The following is a 26,441-nucleotide window of genomic DNA, read 5'->3' on the forward strand; positions in this document are numbered from 1 at the left end:
GCATACGGAAGCGCGTGGACTCGATCGCGCGGCGAGGGTGACGCATCCATCCTTGGAAAGCGCATTCCGGCTCGCGTGGGTCCGATCCTGGCACGGTTGCGAAGTCCGGCGCAACAGATTCGTCCGAATCCGCTGAAACGTGTCACGCCGGGCGCGCGCTCGTCAGGGGTGCTCGTCCTCGACGTCCTCGACGCGCGCCGCGGCGATGTGCGAGATCGGGCGCCAGACGAGCACAAGAGTGATCGCGGCGCCGACGAACGCGAACCACCAGGGCGCGGTGAGCCCCCACACCTGTGCGATGACCCCGCCGAGCGCCTGCCCGATGACGAGGCCGCCGAAGACGCCGACCATGTTCACCGAGGCGATGCGTCCCTGCAGCTCGTGCGGCACGAGACGCTGTCGGACGGTCGTCGAGATCGTTCCCCACACGAAGGCGTACGCGCCGAACGCCACCATGATGACGAAGGCCACGGTGCCGCTCGTCGTCAGAGCGAACGCGAGATGCATCGCGACCTCGGCGCTGAGACACACCCGCATGAGGGTCTTGAACGTGAAGCGCCGCTCGAGCCACCCGAACGAGAACGTCGCGAGCAGGCCGCCGACGGCGCTCGCCGTCGTGAGCGCACCGTAGCCGACGGGACCCATCTGCAGGTGGTCCGTCGCGTAGAGGACGAGGATGCCCCACGGCGCCGCCCAGGTGATGTTGAAGGTCAGGATGATGATCACCAGCGTGCGCACCGGCGGGTTGCGCCACAGCCAGCGGATGCCCTCGAGGATGTCGGTGTGCACCGGGGCTCGGGGGCCGTCGGCATCCTTCGCGGGCACGCGGGTCGCAGCGATGCGCGAGATGAGGAGGACGGCGAGCGCAACGCAGAGGGCCTGCACCGCGAACGGCCAGAACGAGCCGACCGCGAACAGGAACGCACCGAGCGGGGGTCCGCCGAACTGATTGGCGACCAGGAAGCCGGCCTGGAGCCGCGCATTGCCGATGCCGAGGTCGGCCTTGCGCACCATCATCGGCAGGAGGGTGCTGCTGGTCGTGTCGACGAAGACCTCGGCGCACCCGTAGACGAACGCCACCGCGAGGACGATCCAGATGTCCGCGACGCCGGTGACCAGGAACGTGCAGAGCCCGATCAGGACGAGGGCCCGGATGCCGTTCGCCACCATGATCAGCAGTCGACGATCGAGCCGGTCGGCGATTGCTCCGGCATGCAGCCCGAACAGCAGCCACGGAAGGAACTGCATCACGGCGCCCGAGGCGACGAGAATGGGCGAATCCGTCATCGACGCGATGAGCAGTGGTGCAGCGGCGAGCGCGATACCGTCGCCGACGTTGCTCGTCCACGACGACGCGAGCAGCCACCGGAAGTCCCGGCCCAGCCGCGTCGGCGCGACCCACTCCCCGATGCCCACCGGATCAGCCTACGGAGGGGTGCGGACACCGGAGACCCGTGTCGGCGACGCATAGCATCGAGACATGGCCCGCACTCCTCCCCGTCCGGCACGGCTGTATCGGACGAAGTGGATGGTGCCGGTGCTCGCCGTGGCCCTCGCGGCCCTGTCGGCCGGGCTCGGCCAGGTGGCGCAGAGCCGAATCCTCTCCCAGCCCGATCAGCCCATCACCTTCCTCGTTGAGGACGGACTTCCCTACGGCATCACACAGGAGAGCGTGGATGCAGTCGCAACGGGTCGCGCGCTGAGTCACGAGCCCTTCACGGTCCTGGTCGTCGAGCGGGACCTGACGTGGGAAGAGTCCGAGCACGGCGAGTTCCCGCGCGGCGCCGATGTGATGCTGTCCGTGGGAATGGATGAGGACGACCTCGACCTCTCCATCCCGGATGCCAGGCGCGCCTCGGTGGCGAAGCTGGCGGCGGAGGACGACTGGCGAGCGAACTATTCCGCGGCCTCCGACATCCGGCAGTCCTTCCTCAACAACGTGACGCAGGGGCAGGGACCGAGCGCGGTCGTGGGTGCGGCGATGACGGCCGCAGCGAGCGCGTTCGACGGCGGCACGCGTTCGCCGGCGTTCTGGGTGTCCATCGCTGCGCTGCCCCTGCTGGTCGGACTGCTCATGATGGCGCTGTGGGGCCGGTATCTCGCGCGGGAGCGGCTGCGCCGGCGGGTGTTCTCGCACGCCCGCTTGGAGCTCGCGCGCGTCGTGCTCGAACTCGACCTGCTGCAGGCGCACGTCAGCATCGCCGCTGCCGAGCTGCAGCGCGGGACCACGGGGCGCGCACGGGACATCGCCGAGGGCGTCACGGCGCAACTGACCGGCGACTGGTCGAAGATCCGCGAGGAGAGCCTGGAACTCGCCCATGAGGAGCAGGTGCTCGCGCGGCACCTGCTCGATCCGCACGCGCCGGTGCACGAACGCGGGGCACCCGACGAACCGATCGACCTCTCGCGATTCGACACACGAGCCGCCGCCCTGCGCCGACGCGTCGATGCGCTCGTCGCGGCGTCGTCGCTGCGCGTCGGTCATTCGACCGGCGGCACGGTGCTCGGGCAGATCGCGCTGTCGGCCACGCTCGGGATCGACGAGGTGCTGCAGCGACGCGATCTCATCTCCGACGAGGAGAGCGACGCGCTCGGCCGTCAGCGGAGCGCGTTGCTCGCCCTCGTCCGTGAGGCCGAGACCGACTTCGGCGCGAAGGACGGGCCGGACGTGGTCGTCCGCCACAACGACCTCATGGCGAGGTGGCGAGCGGCCGAGAGCCGACTCGCCGCGACGCTCGAGCGCGTCGAGCGTCGGCTGAAGAAGCGGGTCCCCCGGGGTGTGACGTCTCACGTCGCCGCGGGAGTCCTCGACGAGCGTCTGCGGGATCGCGTGCGGATCGCCACCGGCGGCAGGACGGAGACGCTGGACGAGCTCCGGGCGTCGCTGGATCTCACTCCCCGCAAGCGGCAGCCGCCGGGAGTCTTCGCCGAGCGCATTCTGCTCGTCGGTGAGGCGATCGATGAGGCGGAGCGCGGCGTCACCCCCGCTCGCACGGTGCGTCCCGGCATCCGAGTGGACCGTACGGCACCGGACTTCACACCCCTCGCCGTCGTCGGGCTCCCGCTCGTCGTCGCGCTGATCGCCGGCTTCGCGGCGACCTCGGCGGCAGAAGCGGGTGATGCCACGTACGGTCGAACCCTCGTCGGAGATCAGCCGCTCGCGGCGCTCGAGCTCGTCGGGGATCCCTCGCTCCTCCCGCCCTACTCGGACCCGACGCTCGCCGATCGCGAGCCGCCGAACATCGAGACGCTGTCGCTCGCTTTCGTGCGGGATGCGATGGAGTCGAATGCGAGGTACTCCGACGCCGCATTGCTCCCCGAGAAGATCGAGCTCGTGGTGGCGCTCCTGCCGATGGACGACTACGTCACGGTGCGACCGCATGAAAGCGCCGAGAACAGCGTTCAGCTCGATTTCCGCGAGCTGCTCTCCGTCTATGCGCGCATCAAGAGCGAGGTGGCGGCAGAAGTCCCGGACGCGATCGATGCCGAGACCGGGGAGGTGCGGCCCGGCCGTGCTGTCCTCCCCTTGTGGATCCGCGAGGACGGCTCGTACGGTGTCGGACTGCCGCTGACCGGGACCCTCAGCACGGGCGTGGACAGTCGCCTCGGGGCGTACTTCTTCAACGCAGCAGAGCCGACGCTATGGAATCGGCCGGGCGAGGAATCGACGATCCCAGCGGGATGGCTCGTCGCATCCCAGATGTCGGATCTCGGGAGGGAACTGGAGTACAACAACCTCCGTGCGGCGGGCCTGTCGGGGGGCGCGCTGTTCTGGACGGTCGCCCTCGCGACGTGGACGGGCGCGCAGGCACTCGCGATGATCGGCTGGTCGATCGCCCAGCTGATCCTGCGCAACGCCGGTTCGCGCCGAGCGCGGAGGGAGCTGCAGGCGCTCCGCGAGCAGCTCAACGCGCTGGCGCTCGGACTCGATCTGTCGCGGCTCGACGCCGTTGCGGTCCTCGGAAGCACCGACGGGCACCGTGGCAAGGCGGCGGAGGCCGACCAGCAGCTCTACGAGACGGTGCTGTTCACCGCCTGGCGCGAGGTGCAGGCCCTCGAAGCGCTCCCCCGACGCGAGCAGCGCGGGCCGGCGTGGCTCGCCCGCGTCGAACGCATGCGCACCACGATCGAGGCCCTCACCGAGCGCGACGCCGCGGTGAGCGATCGGGCGCTGACGCTGGTGCGGTCGTACACCTGACCGCGGTGTCGCGCCCGAGACCGAGTGGGGCGGCCCTGCGCCGGTCGGCTGAGAGCATGAGAAAGGCCCGGAACCTCTCTCGAGATTCCGGGCCTCGGTCCGGTCGGGATGACAGGATTCGAACCTGCGACCCCTTGACCCCCAGGCGTCCAGATGGCGACTTCGGAGTCGCAACCCGCATGATTGCGGGCCTCTCATGATGCAGATCATGTCATGGGATGCATGATCTGCCTGGTTTGCGGGTCTCGTACCAGCGCGTCTGCGCCCACCCGTGCTGGACTTCATACTCCGCGACCACATGGCGAAGCCGCTCCAGCGGGGTCTTCACGGGGTTGTAGACGACGACGGCGGCGGCGTGCCGTCGCCCGGCTGCCGGGTGGTCGCGCGTGCTCACTGCGGGGCTGCGGTGATGTAACGGCGCTGCTCGACCAGGGGGCAGGTGAACACGTCGCGCTCCCCGAGTCCGACGCGGTTGATGTACCGCACGATGATCGCATAGGACGCCAGCAGCCCGGTCTGCACATACGGCACATCGTGGCTCCGGCAGTACGCGGCGATGATAGGCGCTGCCTTGCGCAGGTGCGGGCGCGGCATCGATGGGAACAGGTGATGTTCGATCTGATAGTTCAGCCCGCCCATCGCGGTGTCGAGCAGACGGCCGCCGCGGACGTTCCGGCTCATCATCGCCTGGCGGCGCAGGAAGTCGAAGCTCGCATCGCGCGGCACGATCGGCATCCCCTTGTGGTTCGGGGCGAACGAGACGCCCATATAGAACCCGAAGAGCCCGAGCTGGACAGCGAGGAACACGAATGCGATACCCGGCGACAGCACGAGGAAGACGAGCACCGGGAACCCGACCAGCCGGATCAGGAGGAACCCGATCTCGACCCATCGCCTGCTCAACGGCCCGCGCGTGACCACCCGACGCACCCCGGACGCATGCAGCGAGACACCTTCCAGGAGCAGTATCGGGAAGAAGAAGATCCCCTGGTGCGCGCGCATCCACGACAGGACCCGCCCTCTCGGCGCGGCACGCTCCAGGGTGACGACGATCACCGGCAGCTCGATATCAGGATCGGATCCCAGCTTGTTCGGGTTCGCGTGGTGGCGGGTGTGCTTGTGCTGCCACCACCCGTAGCTCATCCCCACCAGCAGGTCGCCGAGGACAAGGCTCACCCAATCGTTCCACTTGCCCGAGACGAAGATCTGCCGGTGCGCTGAATCATGACCGAGAAAGGCGATCTGGGTGAAGACGACGGCCAGGAACGCCGCCGTGAAAAGCTGCCACCAGGTGTCACCGATCCACACGAACGCCAGCAAACCTCCGGCGAGCACGAGCGGCAGACCGATCAGCTTCGACCAGTAATACCCATACCGGCGACGCAGCAGCCCCCGATCCCGGATCGTCTTCGCCAGGGCCGTGAACTCACTCCCCCTGCTGCTCCGCCGATCCATCGAGCGCGGTGTGGTCGAACGAATCCCATTCATGATGCGCTCCGTATCCCGAGGCTGAGGACGCCATCAGCGCCCGTGACCGCCCTCGTCAGTCCAGTCGTCGATGCGGGCACGATCGTCGGTCGCCGCGGCACGCCGATCCGGCTCAAGCACTCGTGTCCCGGAGGTGCGGAACGTTACTGATTCCGCGAGAGCCGCGACAGAGGCCGCTCTGTCATGCTCACCCGCGGCCGCCTCGCGGAACCGGAGCGCCGCCGCATCCTGCCTGGCCCGGACCCCCTCGCTGATCTCCGCGAGCCGGTCGGCGAGCACGCCGCCGAGACCGTCGCGCAACTCCTCGAGATTCGTGTTCGCGATCTCCAAGCGACGATCCGAGATCGTCACCTCTACGGTCGAGTACCCAGCCTTCGCAAGACGTTCCCGCGTCTCGCTCCCCAAGATCTCCGTGATCTCGTCCCGTTCGGGGCGGCGCGTGAACACCGCCTCCACCGTGTAACGATCCGGGGCCTCATCAGTCATCAGCGCCGCAGGCAACGACCCCACCAGCACCGATCCCAGGCCCAGCGTCGCGGTATCCACACCGCTCGTTCGTGTCTGCGTCCCCATAACCCGACGTTACGCCCCCAACATGTACGCCTCACAGGTTCAACGAAACCCGCGCGCGCCGCAGAAAACCCCTACAACGTCCCCGGACAGCACAGCCAGAGCCCATCGAGTCCGGGGAAGCCGGTGATCCGACTCTCTCCGACCAAGAAGCTGACATCGTCGATGCTGTGGGCAAGGTGGTCTCCGGCACCCGAGGTACGGGGAAGGCCCCCGCCGATGCAGTTCCACCGCCCCGACGGGGGCCTTTCTCGGGCGCCGGGTGCCCGGCGTCTACACGATCTCGCTCAGATCGCACGCCCCCGGGCGACGACGTAGCGGTCGATCAGCGCGTTGAATGCCTCGATGTACCGATCATGAGATTCAAGGCTTCGCCTCGCGAATCTTGTTCAACATCGCTGTCGCCACAGTTCACAACTCGCGGTCAGGTGGGCCCGATGACGCTGTGGCGCGACTGGGTCGCCGCTTCCGGAACCCGTCTCGACCGAGACCGCCCGACCCGGCAGACCGCCTGGCCCGGCGACACGTCGGCCCGCTTGATGTCGGTGAGTCGCAGCCGGCCAAGCGCGCTGGGTCCTTGCAACTCGACGACGCGGCAGTCGGCGCGCTCGTCGCATGGCAGATCGCGCAGGAAGGCGATCGGGTGAACTGCGGCACGCTGTGGGAGGGCGACGGGCACGTCTTCACGTACGAAAATGGCGCGCCGCTGCGGCCCCAGTACGTGACGCGCCTGTTCGAGACGCTGCGCAGCGAGATCGGGCTGCCCGACATGACGCTGCACGGCTTGAGGCACATGCACGCATCGCTGCTGCTCGCGAGCGGCACTGACATCGCGCTCGTGTCGAAGCGGCTCGGGCATTCGTCGATCTCGATCACGAGCGACATCTACACGCACCTGATCGGCGATGCCGGTCGACGTGCTGCGGAGGGCGCTTCGGCGCTCATTCCGCGAGCAAGTGCACACACACTGCACACACAGCCGGCCGGGGCGGGCATGACAAAAGCCCCGGAACCCGCAGTACCTGCGTGATTCCGGGGCTATCTCCGGTCGGGATGACAGGATTTGAACCTGCGACCCCTTGACCCCCAGTCAAGTGCGCTACCAAGCTGCGCCACATCCCGGTCCGTCGCCCTCGCGGACAACTCCCCTATCCTACCCGGTCGGCAGCCCTGCTGCGAACCACCACGGGGTTCCGCGTGTCCGATGCCGCCGGTAGCGTTCGCCCATGCCCGAGGTCACCGTCTCCCCCGCAACCGCCGATCGTTTCGATGACGCCGCACACGCCCTGACCGGAGGCGACGACGGCGCGAGCTGCTGGTGCCAGTGGTGGATGCTGGCGCCGAAGGACTACAGCGCCGCCTCCACCGACGACAAACGCGAGCGGCTGCGCGACGACCTCGCCGCGCCGGTCCCTTCCGCGCTGATCGCCTACGTCGACGGCGAACCCGCCGGGTGGGTGAAGGTCGCTCCCCGCACCGATCAGCCGCGGCTCGCGCGGACCCGCAGCATCCAGCAGTCCCCCGAGCCGATCGACGACCCGTCCGTCTGGGCCATCACGTGCTTCGTCGTCCGCAGGGAGCATCGCGGCGTCGGCGTCGCGAGGACGCTCTTGGATGCTGCGGTCGCGCACGCCGGCTCGAACGGCGCACGCCTGGTGGAGGCGTACCCCGTCGACACCGACGCGAAGAAGTCCAGCACCAACGAGCTGTTCCACGGGACGCTGTCGAGCTTCCTCGCCGCGGGATTCACGGAGACCGCACGCCCGGGCGCAGCCCGCCCCATCGTCGCGAAGGAACTCGCATGACCGGGGTCACCGTCGTCCGCGGAGACATCACCCGCCAGCACGTCGATGCCGTCGTCAACGCGGCGAACCGCGCGATGCGCGGCGGCGGCGGTGTCGACGGTGCGATCCACGCCGCAGGTGGTCCGGCGGTGCTCGCCGACTGCGTCGCCAGGTTCCCGAACGGGCTCGCGACCGGGGATGCCGGGTGGACGACCGCGGGCGACCTCCCGGCCCGCTGGATCATCCACGTCGTCGGGCCGAACCACCGCGCGGGCGAGACGGACCGTGGCCTGCTCGAGTCCTGCTACCGGCGTGCGCTCGAGGTCGCGGATGAGCTCGGGGCCGAGTCCATCGCGGTTCCGCTCGTGAGCGCCGGCATCTACGGCTGGCCGCTCGACGACGCCGTCGACGTCGCCGTGACCGTGCTGCGAACGGCCGAGTCCTCGGTCCGCGACGCGCGCATCGTGGCGTTCGACGACGCGATGGCGGCACGGGTGGAGCGGCGGCTGGCGGCATCCTGACCGGCCTACGATGGATCGGTCGGAAGGAGCGGTGATGGCGGATGCCGTGCGTGTCGACTCGTGGCTCTGGGCGGTCCGCGTCTACAAGACTCGCTCCGCCGCGACGACGGCGTGCCGCGCCGGGCACGTCCGCGTGAACGGCGACAAAGCCAAGGCGGCGCAGCAGGTCCGACCCGGCGACGAGCTCCGCGTGCGGATCGCCGGCTTCGACCGCATCCTGGTCGTCCGTCAGACCATCACCAAACGGGTCGGCGCACCACTCGCGGCCGTCGCCGCTGAGGACAGGACACCCGAACGCGAACCCGCCGCGCAGCTCGCGGTGCGCGATCGCGGCGCCGGACGCCCGACGAAGCGCGAGCGCCGCGACATCGAGAAGCTACGCGGCCGCTGAACCCGCCCGGCGACGAGCAAGCGCCTGGCGGCCGACGGCATCCGTTCCTGTGATGACCGCCGCCGTGACGGCGTAGACCACGAGGTCGCGCGGGTCGAAGACCGTGCCGAGGACGAGCACGATCGGGGGCCACTCCCCCGCCCAGCGCACCGGGAGCCCCGTGAGCTGGAACAGTTCGACGCCCATGCTCCACGCGAGGACGACGGCGCCCGTCAGCCAGGACGGCCAGCGCGGGAAGAGCAGCACCAGCCCGCCCCAGACCGCGCTGACGTACAGCGCGTCCCCGGCGATGTCGGATGCAGCGCCGTCGGGCGCGGCGAGGTGGACCGCGAGGCCGATCGCGACGGCCACGACCGCGACGGTCAGTCCGAGCGGACGTCTCACGACGGCAGCAGCGCCTGCAGCCACGACACCGGCTGCACCGTCGCACCGACGCCGCCGATCCGGTCGGCGAGGCCGCGGTCGCTCGTGACGACGACGACCCGCTCGCCGTGCCGCACCGCGGCATCCGCCTGCGCCACGATCTCGTCGTCCCCCGCCGCCGCAGCCCGGACGACGTCGACATTCGCCGACGAATCGGCGGCCTCGCGGGCCGCGCCCTCGAGCACCGCGATCACTCGCGGGAACCATCTGCTGCCGGGCAGGTCGAAGGCGTCCGCGGTCACGCCCGCCAGCACGAGGTGCTTGAGGCGCGCGAGCAGCCGATCGGCCGCACCGGATCGGTCGCGCCACCATCCATCGGGCGTCGACCCGACGACGTTCGCCGCGTCGACGACCACCGTCGCCCGCGCCGTCAGCGCCGAGCGCAGCTCCGGCCACGAGCCGGCGAAGCCTGGGTGCAGGGGCAGCGCGTCGACCTCGTCGAGCGGGACCCACTCCAGCGCGTAGCTCTCAGGGTCGGCGATCACCGGTTCGAAGGGAACGGTCACCGTCGCGACGAGCGTCGTGTACGTCCAGACCTCCCGGTCGAGCACGCTCGTGAACAACGGACGCAGTGCGTCGCCGGGGACGCCCGCCTCTTCCTGCGACTCCCGGATCGCAGCATCCGTGGCGCTCTCTCCCTGATGCCGCGCACCGCCGGGGATGCCCCACGTGCCGCCGAAGTGACTCCACGACACCCGATGCTGCAGCAGGATGCCGCGGCCCGGGTCGTGCGCGAGCAGCCCCGCGGCCCCGAACCGGCCCCAGTACTTCTCGCCGCTGTCCGCGATCACCCACGCGTCGCCCGGGTCGCGCGGACCCGACGGGCGGCGGCGCGGCTCACCGGGTTCGGGCGGACGGACGGTCATCGCTCCAGCCTCTCACGCGGTGCGCGGCGCCGCGCGGCATCCGTCACGGGAGGACGCGCGGCTCGCGAGGAGATGACGGCTCCCGAGGACCGGATCGACCGGATGGGTCCTCGCGACGCGTCATCTCCTCCCGGAGCGTCCGCGGACTCAGCGCGAACGCCGCTCGCGCACGCGCATGTTCGTGACGATCGGCGTGCCCTGGAAACCGAAGATCTCGCGCAGGCGCCGCTGGATGAACCGGCGGTAGCCCGGGTCGAGGAACCCGGTCGTGAAGAGCACGAATGTCGGCGGACGCGTCGATGCCTGGGTGCCGAACAGGATGCGCGGCTGCTTGCCGCCGCGGACCGGGTGCGGGTGCTCGGCCACGAGCTCGGCGAGGAAGGCGTTGAACTTGCCCGTCGAGATGCGCTGGTCCCACGACTCGAGCGCCGTCTCGAGCGCCGGGACGAGTTTGTCGAGGTGACGCCCGGTGCGTGCCGACAGGTTGACGCGGGGCGCCCACGTGACGTGCGCCAGGTCCTGCTCGATCTCGCGCTCGAGGTACCGCCGGCGATCGGCGTTGTCCATGTCGTCGTCGTTCAGGCGGTCCCACTTGTTGAAGGCGAGGACGAGCGCACGCCCCGACTCCAGCACCAGGTCGATGATGTTCAGGTCCTGCACGCTGATCGACTCGGTCACATCCAGCACGACGACGGCGACCTCGGCCTTCTCGAGCGCCGCGCTCGTGCGCAGTGACGCGTAGAAGTCGGCGCCCTGCTGCAGGTGGACACGGCGACGGATGCCGGCGGTGTCGACCAGGCGCCAGAGCTTGCCGCCGAGCTCCACGACCTCGTCAACCGGGTCGCGGGTCGTGCCCGCGAGCTCGTTGACGACCACGCGCTCCTCGCCGGCGGCCTTGTTCAGCAGCGACGACTTGCCGACGTTCGGACGCCCGAGGATCGCGACCCGGCGCGGACCGCCGAGCTCGTTCTTCGCGACAGCCGAGACCTCGGGGAGGACATTCATGACCTCGTCGAGGAGGTCGGCGACGCCGCGGCCGTGGATGGCGGACACCGGATGCGGCTCACCGAGACCCAGGTTCCACAGCGCCGCGGCCTCGGGCTCCTGGCGCGCGTCGTCGATCTTGTTGGCGACGAGGAAGACCGGCTTGTCGGTCGTGCGGAGCAGACGCACGACCTGCTCGTCGGTCGAGGTCGCGCCGACCATCGCGTCGACGACGAAGAGCACCACGTCGCACAGGTCGATGGCGACCTCGGCCTGCGCCGCGACGGAGCGGTCGATGCCCTTCGCATCCGGCTCCCAGCCGCCCGTGTCGACGATCGTGTACTTCCGGTCCATCCACTCGGCCTTGTAGCTCACGCGGTCGCGGGTGACACCGGGGGTGTCCTCCACAACGGCCTCGCGGCGGCCGAGGATGCGGTTCACGAGCGCCGACTTGCCGACGTTCGGACGGCCGACGATCGCCACCACCGGGAGCGCCGGCAGCATCTCGACGACCTCGCCGCCGGCGGTGAAGCCGGCGAGCAGGTCGTCGTCCTCCTCGTCGAGCTCGTAGTCGGAGAGCGATGCCCGCAGCGCGGATGCCCGCTGATCGGCGAGTTCCTCGTCGAGGTTCGCGAGCTTCTCCTCGAGCTGGTCGGGTCCGCCTTCGTATTCGTCTTCGGCGCTCATCGCGAGCCTTCCGTTCCCGACCGCACGACGTCCAGGACGGCGTCGACGGTCTGTGCGAAGTCCAGGTCGGTCGAGTCGACCACCGTCACGCCGGGTGCGGCGGTGAGGAAGTCGACGACCTGGGAGTCGGATGCGTCGCGCTTGTGCAGCGCAGCGGCGACGGCCGCGGCATCCTGTGTGGTCAGTTCGGCGCTGCGCCGCGCGGCGCGCACCTCGGGGGCGGCCGTCAGCAGGATGCGGACCGGCGCATCGGGCGCGACGACGGTCGTGATGTCACGCCCCTCGACGATGACGCCGGGGCGACCGGACTCCGCCACCAGGCGGCGGAACAGGGTGTTCACCTGCTCGCGGACGACCGGGACGCGCGCGACGCCGCTGACGGCTGAGCTCACGCGCGGCTCGCGGATCGCGTCGGTCACCGAGGTCGACCCCACCCGAACCCAGTAGTCATCGGGGTCGAGCGAGATCGCGTAGTCGAAGTCGCCCGCAGCGTCGACGACGGCCGCGGCATCGGAGGTGTCGGCGCCGTGCTCGAGCACGTGCCACGCCAGGGCGCGGTAGGCGGCGCCGGTGTCGAGGTAGCCGAAGCCGAGTCGACGCGACACCTCTTTCGAGACGCTGGACTTGCCGCTGCCGGCGGGGCCGTCGACGGCGATGGTGATGGGGTCAGTCATTGAGGCTCGCAATCTTCCACCCGCGCGCCGCGAGACCGTCGGTGGCGACGCTCACGGCGGACGGGACGACACTGATCTCGCCGAGGCCGAACTGCGCCCCCGGCGAGTGCTCGAGACGGAAGTCCTCGACGTTCACCTCGAGCTCGCCCAGATCGCCGAAGAGACGTCCGAGTTGGCCAGGGGTGTCGTCGACCATGACGACGACGGTCTCGTAGCGACGGTTCTGTCCGTGCTTGCCGGGCAGGCGCTCGACGCCCTCGTTGCCGCGGCGGATGGTGTCGGCGACGGCGCGGCGCGAACCGGGGGCATCGGGCGCGCGAAGGGCGGCCGCGACGCCCGAGAGGTCGCGGGCCAGCGCGTCGAGGACGTCGACGACGGGCTCGGCGTTGGCGCCGAGGATCTGCACCCACAGTTCGGGGGCGGATGCCGCGATGCGCGTCGTGTCGCGGACACCCTGCCCGGCCAGGCGGAGCGATCCGTCCTCTGCGGCCACGAACCGGCCCGCGAGCAGGGATGCCACGAGCTGCGGCACGTGCGAGACGAGCGCGACCGAGCGGTCGTGCTCCTCGGGGGTCATCTCAATCGGCGTGGCGCCGAGATCGAGGGCGAGCCCCTCGACGACCGCGAGGTCGCGCGCGGAGGTCTCCTCGTCGCGGCAGATGACCCACGGGCGGCCGAAGAAGATGTCGGCACGCGCCGAGATGGCGCCGCCGCGTTCCCGGCCCGCCATGGGATGCGAGCCGATGTACCGCGTGAGGTCGACGCCGCGCGAGCGGAGGGTCTGCAGCGGCTCGAGCTTCACGCTCGCGACGTCGGTGACGACGGCGCCCGGGAAGGCGGCGAGCTCGCGCTCGATCACGTCGGCCGTGACATCCGGCGGGACGGCGACGACGACGAGCGACGGCTGGTCGTCCGCGGCGGCCAGGCGCCCGGCGCCGTAGTCCACCGCGAGGCGCAACTGGGCGGGCGACGCGTCCGCGAGGACGACGTCGACACCGAGCGACCGCAGCGCATGGCCCACGCTCGAACCGAGGAGTCCGGCGCCGACGATGCGGACGGTGCCGCTCGTGCGGACGGCGCGGGCGCGCGCGTCGATCGCGTCGGTCACAACTGCTCCTGAGTGGGGTCCCCGGGCGGGGTCTCCGCCTGGCGCGCGAGTGTCAGCAGCGCGCCGCGTTCCACTGTAGTCAACTCCCGTGCCCTGCCCGCTGGGAGGGTGCCCAGGTGCAACGGCCCGAACTGCCGTCGGACGAGGTCCTTCACGGGGTGCCCGACGGCGGCCATCATGCGCCGCACGATGCGGTTCCGACCCGAGTGCAGGGTGAGCTCGACGAGGCTCGTGCCACCACTGGCATCCAGCAGCCGCGCCTTGTCGGCCGCGATCGGCCCGTCCTCGAGGTCGATCCCCTTCGTCAGCTTCGCGACCGTCTGCGGCGTGACCCGCCCGTCGACCTTGGCGATGTAGACCTTCGTCACCCCGAACGACGGGTGGGCGAGCACGTGGGCGAGGCCGCCGTCGTTGGTGAGCACGAGCAGGCCGCTCGTCTCGGCGTCGAGGCGCCCGACGTTGTACAGCCGTTCCGGCCAGTCCCTCGTGAAGCGGCGCAGGTCGGCGCGCCCCTTCTCATCCTTCATCGACGAGACGACGCCGGTGGGTTTGTTGAGCATGACGTAGCGCTTGCCGGGATCGAGCTGGATCGCGGTGCCGTCGACGTCGACGAGGTCGACGGCGGGGTCGATGCGGCTGCCGAGCTCGGTGACGACGACGCCGTTCACTCTCACGCGGCCCTCGACGATGTACTGCTCCGACACGCGCCGCGAGGCGACGCCCGCGTTCGCGAGCACTTTCTGCAAGCGGACGCCCTCGGCGTCGGGTGCGTCGGTCATCGGATGGTCTCTCCTTCGAAGCCCGCAGACCCGTCGTCGAGCAGCGGCGAGATCGGCGGCAACTCGTCGAGCGAGTTGATGCCGAGGTGTCCGAGCAGCGCGTCGGTCGTGCGGTAGTTGAGGGCCCCTGTCTCGGGGTCGGTGAACGCCTCGGTGATGAGGCCGCGGGCGAGCAGGGTCCGGACGACGGAGTCGACGTTGACCGCCCGGATCGAGGCGACCTGGCTGCGCGAGACAGGCTGCTTGTACGCGATGACGGCGAGCGTCTCGAGTGCGGCCTGCGACAGCCGCGACGGCGCCTGCCCGTTGACGAACTCCGAGACGAGATCGTCGTGATCGTCGCGGACGTAGAAGCGCCAGCCACCGCCGACCTCGCGGAGCTCGAACCCGCGGCGCGGCCCGGCGCGCTCACCGTCGTAGTCGGCGACGAGCTCCTCGACCGCCTGGCGGACGGCGGGCACCGGGGATCCGACGGCAGCGGCGAGCGCGACGAGGCTGTGCGGCTCGTCGATGACCATCAGGATCGCTTCCAGGCGGCGGGCCACATCGGCGGGGGCCTGCGAGCGCTGGGGCGCCTCGGTCTCGGTGAGGTCATCGGTCATAGTCGGCTCCCAACGTGGCGAGGTTCTCTTCGGACCACCGTTCGGCCGTCCAGCGCAGCGTCAGCTCGCCCAGCGGTTCGAGCTGCTCGAACGACAGCGCCGCGTGGCGGTAGAGCTCGAGCACGGCGATGAACCGCGCGACGACGACCCCGGTCTGGGAGACCCCGGCGACCAGGTCGCGGAAGTTGAGCTGTCCGGCGTCCCGCAGCAGCGTGACGACGACGGCGGCCTGCTCCCGGATCGAGACGAGCGGAGCGTGCAGATGGTCGAGCCCGACGTGCGGGATCTCCTTCGGCGCGAACGCCAGCATGGCGATGGCTGCGAAGTCCTCGGGCGACAGCGTCCACACGAGCTCCGGCACCGCGCGCCGGTGCTGCTCGTCGAGTCGCACCGCGCGCGTGTGGCGCTTGCCCTCGCGCTCGAGGCATCGCGCGAACCACACCGAGACCTCCTTGAAGGCGCGGTACTGCAGCAGGCGGGCGAAGAGAAGATCCCGCGCCTCGAGGAGGGCGACCGACTCGGCATCCACCAGTTCACCCTGCGGCAGCAGGCCCGCGACCTTCATGTCGAGCAGCGTCGCGGCGACGACGAGGAACTCGGATGCCTGGTCGAGCTCGGCATCGTCGCCCAGGCCCTTCAGGTACGAGATGAACTCGTCGGTGACCTTGCTGAGCGAGACCTCGGTGATGTCGAGCTCGTGCTTCGAGATCAGGGTCAGCAGCAGGTCGAACGGTCCGTCGAAGTTGCCGAGCGACACGCGGAACGACTCGCCCGACTCGTCGGCAGGGGCATCCGGGGGCGCGGCGTCGACGTGCGGGACGTCCTCAGGCGACGGCGCCACGAGCGACCAGCTCCCGCGCCAGACGCAGGTACGCCTGCGCGGCCGAGTGCTCGGGTGCGAACTTCGTGATGGGCACCCCGGCGACCGACGCGTCGGGGAACTTCACCGTGCGGCCGATGACGGTCTCGAGGACGTCATCGCCGAACGCCTCGACGACCCGCTCGAGCACCTCGCGGGAGTGCAGGGTGCGCGGGTCGTACATGGTGGCCAGCACGCCGTCGAGTTCGATGGCGGGGTTCAGCCGGTCGCGGACCTTGTCGATCGTCTCGATGAGCAGGGCGACGCCGCGCAGCGCGAAGAACTCGCATTCGAGCGGGATCAGCACACCGTGGCTCGCCGTCAGGGCGTTCACGGTCAGCAGGCCCAGAGACGGCTGGCAGTCGACGAGGATGACGTCGTAGTCCGCCGCCACCTTCCGCAGCACCCGGGCGAGGATCGTCTCGCGGGCGACCTCGTTGACGAGGTGCACCTCGGCGGCCGATAGGTCGATGTTCGCCGGGATGACGTCGAGGTTCTCGACCGCTGTCGGGACGATGACTTCCTTCGGGTCCCGCTTGGTGTCGAGCAGGAGGTCGTAGATCGTCGGACCGTCGTGGGTCTGGATGCCGAGCCCCGCCGACAGCGCGCCCTGCGGGTCGAAGTCGACGGCGAGCACGCGGCGACCGTACGAGGCGAGTCCCGCGGCCAGGTTGATGGTGGTCGTCGTCTTGCCGACGCCGCCCTTCTGGTTGCACAGCGAGATGATGCGCGCCGGTCCGTGGCCGTTGAGCTTCGGCGGGGTCGGGAAGCCCTGATAGGGGCGACCGGTGGGGCCCATCGGGATGTCGGTCGCCGAGCCTCCGGTCGCCGATGCGCCCGTGGCCTCCGCCGTGCTCCGCTTGCTGCCCGCCACTGATCTCCTGCCTTCGCCGTGCGTCTCCCGATTGTAGTCACCACCGCGGCGCCTGCGAGGGAGCGACTCCCCCGCAGCACGCGACCGCGTGTCACCGAGCCCGCGGATGCGAGGTCAGGTAGACGTCGCGGAGCGCGTCGACCGTGACGTGCGTGTAGATCTGCGTCGTCGCGACGGATGCGTGGCCGAGCAGCTCCTGCACGACCCGGACGTCCGCGCCGCCCTGCAGCAGGTGGGTGGCGAACGAGTGCCGCAGCGTGTGCGGCGACACGTGCGCCGTCAGTCCGGCGCGTTCGGCGGCCTGCTGGATCACGAGCCACGCGCTCTGCCGCGAGAGCGGCGCCCCCCGCGCGCCGAGGAAGGCCCGCGGCGTCGCCCGCCCCCGTCGGGACAGTTCGGGCCGGGCCCGGGTCAGGTACGCGTCGACCGCCGCGCGGGCGTAGGAGCCGACCGGCACGACGCGCTCCTTCGAGCCCTTTCCGCGGACGCGCAGCGCGTCGCCGTGCGTGAGGTCGTCGACGTCGAGGTCGACGATCTCCGACACTCGGGCACCGGTGGCGTAGAGCAGCTCCAGCAGCGCACGGTCGCGGAGGCCGATGAGGTCGCCGGGAGCGGCATCCGCCGGTGCGGGGCCAGCAGCATCCAACAGCCGGACGACCTCGTCCACGGGCAGCGCCTTCGGCAGCCGCATCGGCGCCTTCGGGGGTCGGAGCCGGCCCGTCGGGTCGTCGACGGCGATGCCCTCGCGGGTGAGGAAGCGATGGAAGCTGCGGATCGCCGACTGCAGGCGAGCGAGGGAGGTCGCCGCCGGCGGCGGCTCGGCGGACGCGCGCTCGGCAGCGAACGCGGTCACGAGCGCATCGGTGACGGCATCCGTCTCCACGATCGCGCGCTCGGCCATCCACTCGACGTAGCCCGCGAGGTCGCGGCGATACGCCGCGACCGTGTGTGCGGACAGTCCCCGCTCGATCGTGATGTGGCGCAGGAACGCGTCGACGGCGCGCTCGAGCCTCATCCGAGCCTCAGGCCTGCGGCCTGTCGGCGCCCACCGGTCGTGACCGCCCCGGCCACGGCGCATCGGCCGCGCCCAGGGTCGCCCACGCCCGGGCGCGACCGGCAGCTGCCGCCAGTGCAGCGATCACCAACGAGGGGTTCTGGAGCCGCCGGTCGAGCACCGCGTCGACGACCTCGTCCAGGGGCGCCCAGCGCACCTCGATGTCGGCCTCTTCCTCGGTGCGGCTGAACGCCTCGGCCGTGGCCGCGAGGCCCCGTGCGAGGTAGATGCGGATCGCCTCGTCGCTGCCGCCGGGGCTCGTGAAGAAGTCCGACAGGACGTCCCAGCGCTCCGCCGTGAGGTCGGCCTCCTCGGCCAGCTCGCGTTTCGCGGCCTCGAGCGGGTCCTCGCCCGGCACATCGAGGAGCCCTGCGGGGATCTCCCAGTCCCGGAAGCCGACGGGGTGCCGGTACTGGCGGATCAGCAGGACACGGTCGTCCCCGTCCAGCGCGAGGACGGCCACTGCGCCGCTGTGATCGACGTACTCCCGGACGATGGTGCCGTCGCCGTACGTGAACTCGTCGCGCCGCAGGTTCCAGACCCGACCTTCGAATACGGTCTCGGTGTCGGTCACGACGACGGCCGTGGGCTCGTCGCGAAGCTCTCCCGTCACGCCGTCAGTCCTCGTTCTCGACGTCGAACAGCTCGCTCGCGCGGTGGCGGTCGAGCGCCGCCGCGATGAGTCCGCGGAACAGCGGGTTCGCCTCGGTCGGCCGCGAGCGGAGCTCGGGGTGCGCCTGCGTCGCGATGTAGTACGGGTGCACGTCGCGCGGCAGCTCGACGTACTCCACGAGGTCAAGATCGGGGTTCAGACCAGAGAACCAGAGCCCGGCGTCGGCGATCTCCTGCCGGTAGGCGTTGTTGACCTCGTAGCGGTGACGGTGGCGCTCGGTCGCACGGTCCGAGCCATACAGCTCCGCCGCGAGGGACCCCTCGGCCAGGGCCGCCTCGTACAGACCGAGGCGCATGGTGCCGCCCATGTCGCCGCGGTCGAGGATGTCGACCTGCTCGGCCATCGTCGCGATGACCGGATGCGGCGTCTCGGGGTCGAACTCGCTCGACGAGGCATCCTCGATCCCCGCGACGTGGCGGGCGTACTCGATGACCATGCACTGCAGGCCGAGGCAGATCCCGAGGGTCGGCAGGCCCTGCTCGCGGGCGAACCGGAGCGCTCCGAGCTTGCCCTCGATCCCCCGGATGCCGAAGCCGCCCGGGATGACGATGCCGTCGACCGCGGACAGTGCCTTGGCCGCACCTTCCGGCGTTTCGCAGAGGTCGGACGGGATCCAGACGATCTGGACCTTGGTCTCCTGCGCGAACCCGCCGGCCTTGAGCGCCTCGGTCACCGAGAGGTAGGCGTCGGGCAGGTCGATGTACTTGCCGACGAGACCGATGGTGACTTCGTGCTTGGGGTTGTGGACGGCGTTGAGGACCTTGTTCCAGCGGGTCCAGTCCGTCTCCCCCGCCTTCGCGCCGAGCCCCAGCCGGCGGACGATGTAGGAGTCGAGGCCCTGATCGCTGAGCGTCGACGGGATGTCGTAGATGCTCGGCAGGTCGACCGTGTTGATGACCGCATCCTCGTCGACGTCGCACATCAGCGCGATCTTGCGCTTGTTCGATTCGGTGACGGGGCGGTCGCTGCGCAGGACGAGCGCATCGGGCTGGATGCCGATGGAGCGGAGCATCGCGACCGAGTGCTGCGTCGGCTTGGTCTTCTGCTCGCCCGAGGCACCCATGAAGGGGACCAGGGAGACGTGCACGAAGAACACGTTGTCGCGCCCGAGCTCGTGACGGATCTGCCGCGCCGACTCGATGAACGGCTGCGACTCGATGTCGCCGACCGTGCCGCCGACCTCGGTGATGATGACGTCGGGGCGGGGCTCCTCGCTCGCCTGCAGCCGCATCCGCCGCTTGATCTCGTCGGAGATGTGCGGGATGACCTGCACCGTGTCGCCGAGGTACTCGCCACGGCGCTCCTTGGCGATGACCTCGGAGTAGATCTGGCCGGTCGTGACGTTGGCCGCCTGGCTCAGCTCGATGTCGAGGAAGCGCTCGTAGTGGCCGATGTCGAGGTCGGTCTCAGCGCCGTCGTCGGTCACGAAGACCTCGCCGTGCTGGAACGGGTTCATCGTCCCCGGGTCGACGTTCAGGTAGGGATCGAGCTTCTGCATGACGACCCGCAGGCCGCGCGCGGTGAGCAGATTGCCCAGGCTGGCGGCGGTCAGACCCTTGCCGAGAGAGGAAACGACACCACCCGTCACGAAGATGTGCTTGGTGATGTCGTTGTTTTTACGTTCCGCGCCCGAAGTGTCCGTCACGGGCTTTTACCCTATCAGCCCGGATGGGGCCGGGGCTGAGAGCCTGGCCGGGTGTCGCTCAGTGCGCACCCCCGAGCGCGAGCAGTTCGCGGGCGTGGTCGAGGGCGGCATCCGAATCGGCCATCCCCGACAGCAGACGCGCCATCTCGGCAGCACGGTCTGCACCGTCCAGCCGGCGGACGCTCGACGCCGTCACGGAGCCGTCGTTCGCCTTGACGACGGTCAGGTGGTTGCCCGCGAACGCGGCGACCTGTGCCAGGTGGGTCACGGCGATGACCTGACTCGTCTCCGCGAGCTTCGCCAGGCGCCGCCCGACCTCGATGGCAGCGGCGCCGCCGATGCCGGCATCCACCTCGTCGAAGACGAAGGTCGGGACCGGATCGGTCCCCGCGATGACGACCTCGATCGCCAGCATGACGCGGCTCAGCTCGCCGCCGGAGGCTCCCCGCGCGACGGGCCGCGGCGAGGCGCCGGGGTGCGGCGCGAGCAGGATCGTGACGTCATCGCGACCGTGCGCGGCCTCGGCGCCCGGCTCGACCGCGACCGTGAGCTGCGCGTCGGGGAGCGCGAGATGGCGCAGCTCCTCGGTGACGGCTTCGCCGAGGCGGGATGCCGCTTCGCGCCGCGCCTGCGACAGCGCCTCTCCCGCGCGGTCGAGATCGCCCCGGAGGCGGTCCCGCTCGGCGGTGAGGCGTTCGATGCGGTCGGAGTCGTCGTCGAGCTCCGCCAGCCGCGCCGACCCGGTGGCGAGCAGGTCGATCGCAGCCGCAAGGGAACCGTGCGCCCGAATCAGGCCGCCGATCGCCGACCGTCGCTCCTCGACGGCGGCGAGCTCGTGCGGGCCGCCCTCGTCGAGATCGGCGAGGTAGCTGCTGAGCTCCCCCGCGACGTCCGCGACGCGGTAGCCGAGCTCCTCCAGCGACGCCGCGTGCATCTGCAGGGTCGCGTCCGAGGACGCCGCCCGCTCGAGCGCGCGGCGCGCGTCCCCGAGCAGCCCCTGGACGTCGGGCTGATCGTCTTCGCTCGACAGCGCCTCATGGGCGGTCACGGCCGCGAGGCGGAGCTCCTCGGCGTTGGCGAGTCGATCCGCACGCTGTCCGAGCTCGAGATCCTCATCGGGCTGCGGGTCCACGGCTTCGATGGCCGCGATGGCGTCGCGGAGCTCTCCGGCTTCCCGCGCGCGGGCGTCCTGCTCGGCGGTCAGCGTCTCGAGTTCGCCGGCGGCGGAGCGCCAGGCATCCCACAGCGCTCGGTAGTCGGCGAGGATGCCCGCGATCGCGTCGCCCCCGAAGCGATCGAGGGCGTCGCGCTGTGCGGCGGCAGACTTCAGCCGCAGCTGGTCGGACTGTCCATGCACGACGACGAGGTGGTCGGCGAGGTCCGCCAGCACGCCGGCCGGCGCCGTTCGTCCGCCCACGGTGGCCCGGCTGCGACCCTCGCTCGAGAGCGTGCGTCCGAGGTACAGCTCGGCGGTGCCGTCGCCGTTCGGCTCGACGTCGCCGCCGGCGTCGCGCACGCGGTCGACGACAGCGCCCGACTCGGGGACGACCCAGACGCCGTCGACGGATGCCTGCTCGGCACCGGCGCGGACGGCCCCCGAGTCAGCCCGCTGCCCGAGGAGCAGCCCCAGTCCGGTCACGACCATGGTCTTGCCCGCGCCCGTCTCACCGGTGATCGCGGTGAAGCCGGGGCCGATCGGCAGAGTGGCGCTCGCGATCACGCCGAGATCGCGCAGCCGCATCTGCTCGATCACGAGACCGTCTCCGGGTCCCCTCGCCAGCCGGCGACGGGCAGCTGGAACTTCCGCACCAGGCGATCGGTGAACACCGAGGGGTGCAGGCGCGCGAGACGCACCGGCCGCTCGGACTTCCGCACGACCACCCGGGCGCCGGGCGGCAGATCGTGGGACCGGCGGCCGTCCGACCACAGGACTCCGCGCCCCTGCGTCCGCTCGAGGACGTCGATGGACACCGAGGTCTCGGGGCCGAGCACGACGGGCCGCGCGAAGAGGGCGTGCGCCGACAGCGGCACCAGGCAGAGCGCCTGCACCGAGGGCCAGACGACGGGGCCGCCGGCAGAAAAGTTGTAGGCGGTCGATCCGGTCGGTGTCGCGACGACCACGCCGTCGCAGCCGAACGACGACAGCGGCCGACCGTCGATCTCGATCATCACCTCGAGCATCCGCTCACGGGAGGCCTTCTCGACGGTCGCCTCATTGAGCGCCCACGTTCTGTAGACGACCTCGTCCGCGGCGTCACGCACCTCGACCGAGAGCGTCATCCGCTCGTGGATCTCGTAGTCCTTCGCGATCGCGCGCCCGATCGCCTCGTCGATGTCATCCGCTTCGAGCTCGGCGAGGAAGCCGACGTGGCCCATGTTCACCCCGAGGATCGGGACGGATGCCGGGCGCACGAGCTCTGCGGCGCGCAGGATCGTGCCGTCCCCACCCAGGACGATCGCGATCTCGAGGTCGGCGACATCGACGCCGCCCTCCCCCAAGGTCGCCGTGTCGAGATCGCCCAGAACCTCGGCGAGTTCGGGGTCGTCACCCGGCAGGACCGGGCGCGCACCCGCGGCTCGGACCGCGGCGACCACCCGGCGGGCTGCGGCGACGGTGCTCTCACGCAGCGCGTGCGCCACCACCAGGATGTTGCGCGTCGCGTCGTCGGTCATGCGGCTCCCGCCAGTCGGTTCACGGTGTCCAACCATTGTGTCGGATTGGTCTCGTCGCTCGTCCCGGGGGTGAAGAGTGCAACGAACTCCCGGTTGCCGTGCGTGCCCGCGATCGGCGACGCGATGACCCCGCGCGTGCCGAGGCCCGCATCCCATGCCGCCCACAGGACGCCGGCGACCGCGTCGGCCCGGCGCCCGGCATCCGTCACGAGGCCCTCGCGGACCCCCGTCCTCCCCACCTCGAACTGCGGCTTGACGAGGACGACCAGGTCCGCGTCGGCGGTGCAGACGGATGCTGCGGCGGGCAGCACGTGCGCGAGGGAGATGAAGGACAGGTCGCCGGTGATCAGCGAGGGCCGCTCGGCGACACCGCTCGCCTCGGCCAGTGACGCGGCGGTCATGTGTCGGACGTTGAAACCCTCGACGCTCACCACCTGCTCGAGTGCAGCGACCTCCGATGCGAGCTGACCGTGCCCGACGTCGACCGCGACGACACGCGACGCCCCTCGCTCGACGAGCACCTGGGTGAACCCGCCCGTCGATGCGCCCATGTCGAGCGCCGTCCGGCCGTTGACATCGACGGCGAACGCGTCCAGGCCTGCGATGAGCTTGTGCGCGGCTCTGCTGACGTAGTGGTCGGATGCCGCGACCGTGATGTGCGCCGCATCGCCGACCTTCGTCGAGACCTTGACGACGGGGGCGCCGTCGACACTCACCAGGCCCGCCTCGATGAGCTGGGCGGCGTGCGTGCGCGACCGCGCGAGTCCGCGGGCCGCGACGGCGGCGTCGAGGCGGACGGTCATGCGCTGTGGTCGCGGGGCCCGGATTCGAGGCGCGCCGCGAGCTCATCGTGCAGCAACGCATACGCGGCCGCGCGCTCGCTCAGCGGCTGGTCCTCGATGACGTCGAGGGTCGACATGAGGTCCTCGCGCCGGGCGTTGGCGTCTGCGGCATCCATCGACATGCCTCCACGATACGCGGCTGAGCGCCCGGGCCGGCGGGGCGCGCGGGCGTCAGCGACGGTGGAAGGGGTCCGCGTAGAGCCGCTCCGGCACGCGGAATCCGTAGATCGCGCGGCCGGTGCGCCAGATCGCCGCGGCTCCGGCGCGCACGAGGTCGATCGGCCGGTCGCCTTCGGAGACGATCCGCACGTCCGGTCCGTCCACAGCGACCGACGCGCCTCCGACGGTGGTGACGTCGCCTTTGTACGTCGTCTCGGGGTACGGCTCGTGGAGCTCGCGGAGATCCCCCAGGATGAACGTCGGACGCGACACGGTCGGTGCGGCGAGGATGTGCTTCGGCCGGTCGATGCCGGTGAGCACGACCGCGGAGTCGATGCCCGCGGCCTGCGCCCCGGCGATGTCGGTGTCCAGGCGATCGCCGATGAACAGCGGCCGCTGCGCGCCGAAACGCGCGACGGCTTCGTCGAAGATGGGACGCTCCGGCTTGCCCGCGACGGTCGCGAGACGACCGACGGCAGTGTGGACGGCCGACACGAGCGTCCCGTTCCCCGGCGCGATGCCGCGTGCCTGTGGGATGGTCCAGTCGGTGTTGGTGGCGATCCACGGGATGCCGCCCTCGTCCTCCGGCACTGCGAGGGCGTACGCGGCCTCGGCGAGCTGCGCCCACCCGACCTCGGGAGCGAAGCCCTGCACGACCGCCGCCGGGGCGTCGGTGGCGCTGCGCGTCACGACGAATCCGGCCTTCAGCAGCTCGAACTCGAGCCCGTCGCCACCCACCACGAGGATCGTCGCCCCCGCCGGCACCCGGTCACGGAGGAGCCGGACCGCCGCCTGGGGACTGGTCACGACCTCGTCGGGTCGAGTTGGGAGACCGAGCTCGGTGAGGTGCCGCGCGACGACACTGTCCCGACGGGACGCGTTGTTGGTGATGTACGCCAACGGACGGCCTGCGGCCGCGCGGGTGAGGTTCTCGACCGCGTGCGGGATGGCTCCGTCGCCGGCGTACACCACGCCGTCGAGGTCGGCGAGGACGAGATCCACCCCGTCGAGGGGTGTCGGGCGGGTGCGGGAGAACAGCCCCATCAGTCGCGCGGCCCCGGGTCCGGCGTCGCGGCATCCTGAGACTCATCGTCGTCGACGGGGATCTCGTCGATCTCATCGATCTCGTCGATCTCGATGGTCTCGCTGTCTGCGTCCACCTCGCCGAGGGCCTCTGCGGCCACGTCAGCCCGGCGCTGCCATTCTGCGGCTTCGTCGAGCCGGCCGAGCTCTTCCAGCACCGCCGCCCGCGCGGCGAACAGACCGGGGCTCCAGGAGAAGGCCCGATCGGGATCGAGTTCGGGGATGTCGAGTTCTCCGAGGGCGCGTTCCGTCTCGCCGAGGTCGAGGCGGGCGCCCGACATGGCGATGGCGAGCTCGACCCGCACCTCCGTCGGCAGCGTGCTGCGGTCGACGGCGCGTCCGACCTCGAGCGCGCGATCCGGGCGACCGACCCCGCGTTCGCTGTCGACCATGAGCGCGATCTGATCGTCGCGCCCGGAGATGCGTCGGAAGGTGCGGAGCTCGCGCAGCGCGAGCGCGAAGTCACCCGTCGCGTACGCGGTGATGGCGACGGTCTCGCGGACGACTGCGATGCGGCCCGCGCTGCGGGATGCGGCGAGGGCGTGCTCGTGCGCAAGCGCGGGATCATCATCGATGAGGCGGGCGGCCATCGCCAGGTGCCGCGCGACCTGCTCGGCGTTGTCCTTGCTGAGAGTCTTCAGCTCGTTCCGTGCCGGACCGTTGAGATCACGGGCCGAGACCTCATCGGGCACGACGGGACCGGAGCCTTCGCGCCGGCGGTCCGAGTCCTGCGGCGGTCGAGACGCGCGACGCTCGCCATCACGCTTCTCGAACGGACGCTTCTCGCCATCTCGCTTCTCAAACGGACGACGCTCACCATCACGCTTGACGTACGGACGACGCTCGCCGTCACGCTTCTCGAACGGACGACGCTCACCATCACGCTTCTCGAACGGACGACGCTCACCATCACGCTTCACGTACGGACGCTTCTCACCGTCACGCTTCACGTACGGACGCTTCTCGCCATCTCGCTTCTCGAACGGACGACGCTCACCGTCACGCTTCTCGAACGGACGACGCTCACCATCACGCTTCTCGAACGGACGACGCTCACCGTCACGCTTCACGTACGGACGCTTCTCGCCATCACGCTTCTCGAACGGACGACGCTCACCGTCACGCTTCACGTACGGACGCTTCTCGCCATCCCGCTTCTCGAACGGACGACGCTCACCGTCGCGCGGCGCGAACGGACGCCGCTGACCATCGCGAGGGGCGGAAGGAGGGGACTCGCGGCGACGATCGCCGTCGTCACGTCGGGGTCGACCGTCACGCGAGCTCGAGGAGGCAGGCGAGAACTTCCGCTTGCCGCCCGGTCGGTCGGGGCGCTCTTCGTCAGTCATCTTCTCTGTCCTCCACATGCGCGTTAACGAGAAATGGCCACCCAGCTCTGGGTGGCCATTTCACGAAAGAAGTCCGGCGGTGTCCTACTCTCCCACAGGGTCCCCCCTGCAGTACCATCGGCGCTGTGAGGCTTAGCTTCCGGGTTCGGAATGTGACC

General features: G+C 70.5%; 27 protein-coding genes, 1 tRNA gene and 1 rRNA gene. 6 read left to right on the top strand and 23 right to left on the bottom strand.

All coding sequences use genetic code 11. From position 1 onward, the window contains the following. Window positions 1-162 precede the first annotated feature (162 nt). Window positions 163-1,416: an MFS transporter gene (locus KZX17_RS13875; protein ID WP_248174668.1), complete on the bottom strand. Its 1,254-nt coding sequence runs from the start codon at window positions 1,414-1,416 to the stop codon at window positions 163-165. A 64-nt stretch (window positions 1,417-1,480) separates the two neighbouring features. Between KZX17_RS13875 and KZX17_RS13880 the strand changes: the two genes are divergently transcribed. Further along, the gene (locus KZX17_RS13880; RefSeq protein WP_248174670.1) at window positions 1,481-4,198 is read left to right on the top strand and encodes a DUF5129 domain-containing protein; all 2,718 of its coding nucleotides are present in this window, start codon (window positions 1,481-1,483) and stop codon (window positions 4,196-4,198) included. A 390-nt stretch (window positions 4,199-4,588) separates the two neighbouring features. Here the strand turns inward: KZX17_RS13880 and KZX17_RS13885 are convergent, their stop codons facing one another. Next, window positions 4,589-5,686 (bottom strand): acyl-CoA desaturase, encoded by a 1,098-nt coding sequence (locus tag KZX17_RS13885; RefSeq protein WP_248174672.1) that lies wholly within the window; start codon window positions 5,684-5,686, stop codon window positions 4,589-4,591. A 33-nt stretch (window positions 5,687-5,719) separates the two neighbouring features. Then, window positions 5,720-6,259 carry a hypothetical protein gene (locus KZX17_RS13890; protein WP_248174675.1) on the bottom strand — a complete coding sequence of 180 codons (540 nt, stop codon included), beginning with the start codon at window positions 6,257-6,259 and terminating at the stop codon, window positions 5,720-5,722. A 574-nt stretch (window positions 6,260-6,833) separates the two neighbouring features. Between KZX17_RS13890 and KZX17_RS13895 the strand changes: the two genes are divergently transcribed. Continuing rightward, window positions 6,834-7,286 carry a site-specific integrase gene (locus KZX17_RS13895; RefSeq protein ID WP_248174677.1) on the top strand — a complete coding sequence of 151 codons (453 nt, stop codon included), beginning with the start codon at window positions 6,834-6,836 and terminating at the stop codon, window positions 7,284-7,286. 18 nt (window positions 7,287-7,304) lie between these two features. On the opposite strand, the gene KZX17_RS13900 is transcribed toward KZX17_RS13895, so the two are convergent. Continuing rightward, window positions 7,305-7,378: transfer RNA gene (locus KZX17_RS13900), tRNA-Pro, on the bottom strand. A gap of 104 nt (window positions 7,379-7,482) precedes the next feature. On the opposite strand from KZX17_RS13900, the gene KZX17_RS13905 reads away from it, so the two are divergent. The 3 genes from KZX17_RS13905 to KZX17_RS13915 are packed head-to-tail and all read left to right on the top strand — an operon-like array spanning window position 7,483 to window position 8,952. After that, the gene (locus tag KZX17_RS13905; RefSeq protein ID WP_248174679.1) at window positions 7,483-8,061 is read left to right on the top strand and encodes a GNAT family N-acetyltransferase; all 579 of its coding nucleotides are present in this window, start codon (window positions 7,483-7,485) and stop codon (window positions 8,059-8,061) included. Next, window positions 8,058-8,561 carry an O-acetyl-ADP-ribose deacetylase gene (locus KZX17_RS13910; protein WP_248174680.1) on the top strand — a complete coding sequence of 168 codons (504 nt, stop codon included), beginning with the start codon at window positions 8,058-8,060 and terminating at the stop codon, window positions 8,559-8,561. The genes KZX17_RS13905 and KZX17_RS13910 overlap by 4 nt, the downstream gene beginning before the upstream one ends. A 34-nt stretch (window positions 8,562-8,595) precedes the next feature. Then, on the top strand, window positions 8,596-8,952 hold the full coding sequence (locus KZX17_RS13915) for an RNA-binding S4 domain-containing protein (protein WP_248174683.1): 357 nt from the start codon (window positions 8,596-8,598) through the stop codon (window positions 8,950-8,952). Here KZX17_RS13915 and KZX17_RS13920 read toward each other — a convergent pair. From KZX17_RS13920 to KZX17_RS14005, 18 genes are all read right to left on the bottom strand, one after another. Continuing rightward, window positions 8,938-9,336, bottom strand: coding sequence for a DUF2809 domain-containing protein (locus KZX17_RS13920; protein WP_248174684.1), 399 nt, complete (start codon window positions 9,334-9,336; stop codon window positions 8,938-8,940). The genes KZX17_RS13915 and KZX17_RS13920 overlap by 15 nt on opposite strands. Then, complete coding sequence (locus KZX17_RS13925) at window positions 9,333-10,241, bottom strand: NUDIX domain-containing protein (protein ID WP_248174686.1); 909 nt, start codon at window positions 10,239-10,241, stop codon at window positions 9,333-9,335. Before KZX17_RS13925 ends, KZX17_RS13920 begins: the two co-directional genes overlap by 4 nt. Before the next feature lie 147 nt (window positions 10,242-10,388). After that, window positions 10,389-11,912 carry a ribosome biogenesis GTPase Der gene (gene der, locus KZX17_RS13930; RefSeq protein ID WP_248174689.1) on the bottom strand — a complete coding sequence of 508 codons (1,524 nt, stop codon included), beginning with the start codon at window positions 11,910-11,912 and terminating at the stop codon, window positions 10,389-10,391. Next, the gene (gene cmk / locus KZX17_RS13935) at window positions 11,909-12,586 is read right to left on the bottom strand and encodes a (d)CMP kinase (RefSeq protein ID WP_248174691.1); all 678 of its coding nucleotides are present in this window, start codon (window positions 12,584-12,586) and stop codon (window positions 11,909-11,911) included. Before cmk ends, der begins: the two co-directional genes overlap by 4 nt. Further along, complete coding sequence (locus KZX17_RS13940) at window positions 12,579-13,694, bottom strand: prephenate dehydrogenase (RefSeq protein WP_248174693.1); 1,116 nt, start codon at window positions 13,692-13,694, stop codon at window positions 12,579-12,581. The genes cmk and KZX17_RS13940 overlap by 8 nt, the downstream gene beginning before the upstream one ends. Continuing rightward, on the bottom strand, window positions 13,691-14,473 hold the full coding sequence (locus KZX17_RS13945; protein WP_248174695.1) for a pseudouridine synthase: 783 nt from the start codon (window positions 14,471-14,473) through the stop codon (window positions 13,691-13,693). Before KZX17_RS13945 ends, KZX17_RS13940 begins: the two co-directional genes overlap by 4 nt. Next, complete coding sequence (locus KZX17_RS13950) at window positions 14,470-15,075, bottom strand: SMC-Scp complex subunit ScpB (RefSeq protein WP_248174697.1); 606 nt, start codon at window positions 15,073-15,075, stop codon at window positions 14,470-14,472. Before KZX17_RS13950 ends, KZX17_RS13945 begins: the two co-directional genes overlap by 4 nt. Beyond that, window positions 15,065-15,916 (bottom strand): ScpA family protein, encoded by an 852-nt coding sequence (locus KZX17_RS13955; RefSeq protein WP_248174699.1) that lies wholly within the window; start codon window positions 15,914-15,916, stop codon window positions 15,065-15,067. Before KZX17_RS13955 ends, KZX17_RS13950 begins: the two co-directional genes overlap by 11 nt. Then, window positions 15,900-16,733 carry a ParA family protein gene (locus KZX17_RS13960; protein WP_248174868.1) on the bottom strand — a complete coding sequence of 278 codons (834 nt, stop codon included), beginning with the start codon at window positions 16,731-16,733 and terminating at the stop codon, window positions 15,900-15,902. The genes KZX17_RS13955 and KZX17_RS13960 overlap by 17 nt, the downstream gene beginning before the upstream one ends. A 166-nt stretch (window positions 16,734-16,899) precedes the next feature. Beyond that, window positions 16,900-17,823 (bottom strand): site-specific tyrosine recombinase XerD, encoded by a 924-nt coding sequence (gene xerD / locus KZX17_RS13965; protein ID WP_248174701.1) that lies wholly within the window; start codon window positions 17,821-17,823, stop codon window positions 16,900-16,902. Between the two features lie 7 nt (window positions 17,824-17,830). Next, the gene (locus tag KZX17_RS13970) at window positions 17,831-18,475 is read right to left on the bottom strand and encodes an NUDIX hydrolase (protein WP_248174702.1); all 645 of its coding nucleotides are present in this window, start codon (window positions 18,473-18,475) and stop codon (window positions 17,831-17,833) included. A gap of 4 nt (window positions 18,476-18,479) precedes the next feature. Next, on the bottom strand, window positions 18,480-20,180 hold the full coding sequence (locus tag KZX17_RS13975) for a CTP synthase (RefSeq protein ID WP_248174704.1): 1,701 nt from the start codon (window positions 20,178-20,180) through the stop codon (window positions 18,480-18,482). A 58-nt stretch (window positions 20,181-20,238) separates the two neighbouring features. Next, a complete protein-coding gene (gene recN, locus KZX17_RS13980) occupies window positions 20,239-21,933 on the bottom strand; it encodes a DNA repair protein RecN (protein WP_248174706.1) in 1,695 nt (564 codons plus the stop codon). Further along, the gene (locus KZX17_RS13985; protein WP_248174708.1) at window positions 21,930-22,853 is read right to left on the bottom strand and encodes an NAD kinase; all 924 of its coding nucleotides are present in this window, start codon (window positions 22,851-22,853) and stop codon (window positions 21,930-21,932) included. The genes recN and KZX17_RS13985 overlap by 4 nt, the downstream gene beginning before the upstream one ends. Continuing rightward, complete coding sequence (locus KZX17_RS13990) at window positions 22,850-23,656, bottom strand: TlyA family RNA methyltransferase (RefSeq protein ID WP_248174710.1); 807 nt, start codon at window positions 23,654-23,656, stop codon at window positions 22,850-22,852. The genes KZX17_RS13985 and KZX17_RS13990 overlap by 4 nt, the downstream gene beginning before the upstream one ends. After that, on the bottom strand, window positions 23,653-23,817 hold the full coding sequence (locus KZX17_RS13995) for a hypothetical protein (RefSeq protein ID WP_248174870.1): 165 nt from the start codon (window positions 23,815-23,817) through the stop codon (window positions 23,653-23,655). The genes KZX17_RS13990 and KZX17_RS13995 overlap by 4 nt, the downstream gene beginning before the upstream one ends. Before the next feature lie 49 nt (window positions 23,818-23,866). Next, on the bottom strand, window positions 23,867-24,898 hold the full coding sequence (locus KZX17_RS14000; protein WP_248174712.1) for an HAD-IIA family hydrolase: 1,032 nt from the start codon (window positions 24,896-24,898) through the stop codon (window positions 23,867-23,869). Further along, window positions 24,898-25,527, bottom strand: a complete 630-nt coding sequence (locus tag KZX17_RS14005) for a hypothetical protein (protein WP_248174714.1) — start codon at window positions 25,525-25,527, stop codon at window positions 24,898-24,900. Before KZX17_RS14005 ends, KZX17_RS14000 begins: the two co-directional genes overlap by 1 nt. Here KZX17_RS14005 and KZX17_RS14010 point away from each other — a divergent pair. Beyond that, window positions 25,486-26,310, top strand: a complete 825-nt coding sequence (locus KZX17_RS14010; RefSeq protein ID WP_248174715.1) for a hypothetical protein — start codon at window positions 25,486-25,488, stop codon at window positions 26,308-26,310. The genes KZX17_RS14005 and KZX17_RS14010 overlap by 42 nt on opposite strands. Before the next feature lie 44 nt (window positions 26,311-26,354). Here KZX17_RS14010 and rrf read toward each other — a convergent pair. Continuing rightward, a 5S ribosomal RNA gene (rrf, locus tag KZX17_RS14015) occupies window positions 26,355-26,441 on the bottom strand; the annotation flags it as partial.

This window comes from Microbacterium sp. EYE_78, assembly GCF_023149035.1.
Lineage (GTDB): Bacteria > Actinomycetota > Actinomycetes > Actinomycetales > Microbacteriaceae > Microbacterium.